Origin of the sequence: Bartonella sp. CL100XZDX, from assembly GCF_042195375.1 — a bacterium.
GTDB lineage: Bacteria > Pseudomonadota > Alphaproteobacteria > Rhizobiales > Rhizobiaceae > Bartonella.
This window is the reverse complement of sequence record NZ_JBHIOH010000051.1, coordinates 1-1,111: the sequence shown is the minus strand read 5'-3', so window position 1 is coordinate 1,111 and position 1,111 is coordinate 1. Positions and strand designations below refer to the sequence as shown.

1 protein-coding gene and 2 pseudogenes are annotated in these 1,111 nt (G+C 34.6%); all 3 read left to right on the top strand.

The genetic code is table 11. From position 1 onward, the window contains the following. Positions 1–78, top strand: a pseudogene (locus ACFILU_RS05845) (TrwH protein); the annotation flags it as partial. Continuing rightward, a pseudogene (locus ACFILU_RS05840) lies at positions 75–164 on the top strand (TrwG protein); the annotation flags it as partial. The pseudogenes ACFILU_RS05845 and ACFILU_RS05840, both read left to right, overlap by 4 nt. Before the next feature lie 66 nt (positions 165–230). Then, a partial coding sequence (locus ACFILU_RS05835) for a type IV secretion system protein (RefSeq protein ID WP_375675153.1) occupies positions 231–1,111 on the top strand: 881 nt, incomplete at its 3' end.

Below are 1,111 nucleotides of genomic sequence, written 5' to 3'. Positions count from 1 at the left end.
CTAAAACAGCCAAATGATAGGAACCGGGTGCCTATTAATAAAACAATCCCTGCCGAAATCAAGCGAGCAAACAGATGAAAACAAAACAAGCAAAACCAGTGAAAGCCGAACAACTTAGAAGTTATTATGAAGAAAGCCGTGGCTTAGAACGTGATCTTATCAACTGATTTATGAAGTTAATAATGTAATGGTCAGTCTTCTAAATATGTGAAAATTAAAAGGAATAAAATATGCAAAAGCTGATTATTATCATAGCAATTAGTGCGTTTCTTGGAACAACAAACTTAGTAAGAAGTAACACTCTTACTAAGCAAGGAGGAGCTCATAGCCGTTTTGCAGTTCCTAGTCTGGGGTCAGGAGGGCTCGATTCAAGCACCAAGTATAAACCAAAAGTACCACCAAGTTACATTCCACCATATAATCCCCCCAATGTTACAAACAATCCTTCTACTTTTGGAACGGAAATAAATCCCGCACCTTCTCAACCTAGTGGCTCTAAGCCATCTAAACCAGCTTTCGTGTCTGCTTCACCAGCAGAATATCTGGAGCTTATTAATCTATTAAAAAAAGAGGAAATTATTGAGCTCTTAAAAAAACAGCTTGCGTTGAAAAAAGAACAAAATTCACAAATAGAAAAAACCTATCAAGCTATAACAAAGAGTCAGAAAACTGGATCTAAAACAATAGACTTTTCTAGTTTTTTTCTCAAAGAACCAGAATTGCTCTATAAGAGTGATAAGCTTTCAAGAGAATCATATCAAAAGGTATTAGAGGACGAAAACAAAATTTCTGGGTCTTTTAATCAAATGGGCAAAGCTATTTCGGAACGCTTAAAATTTGCATCGATACTAGATAAAGCTGTAAGTTTAGAAACTTTTGAAATCGCAGAAAATCGTTTTCAATACCTCAAAAATCTATTAGGTGAAGTTAAAACAAAAGAAAACCTGAAAGATATTGCAGATCTTCAAGCACATATAGATGGTTCATTAGCCATGATCCGAAATGAATTTATAAAGATGGAAATGGTAGCGTATTTACGTGACGCTGAGCAATCACTTATCAAAAATAAAAGACGCGAACTTGATATGAAAATTTTTGACAATGAAAAAAA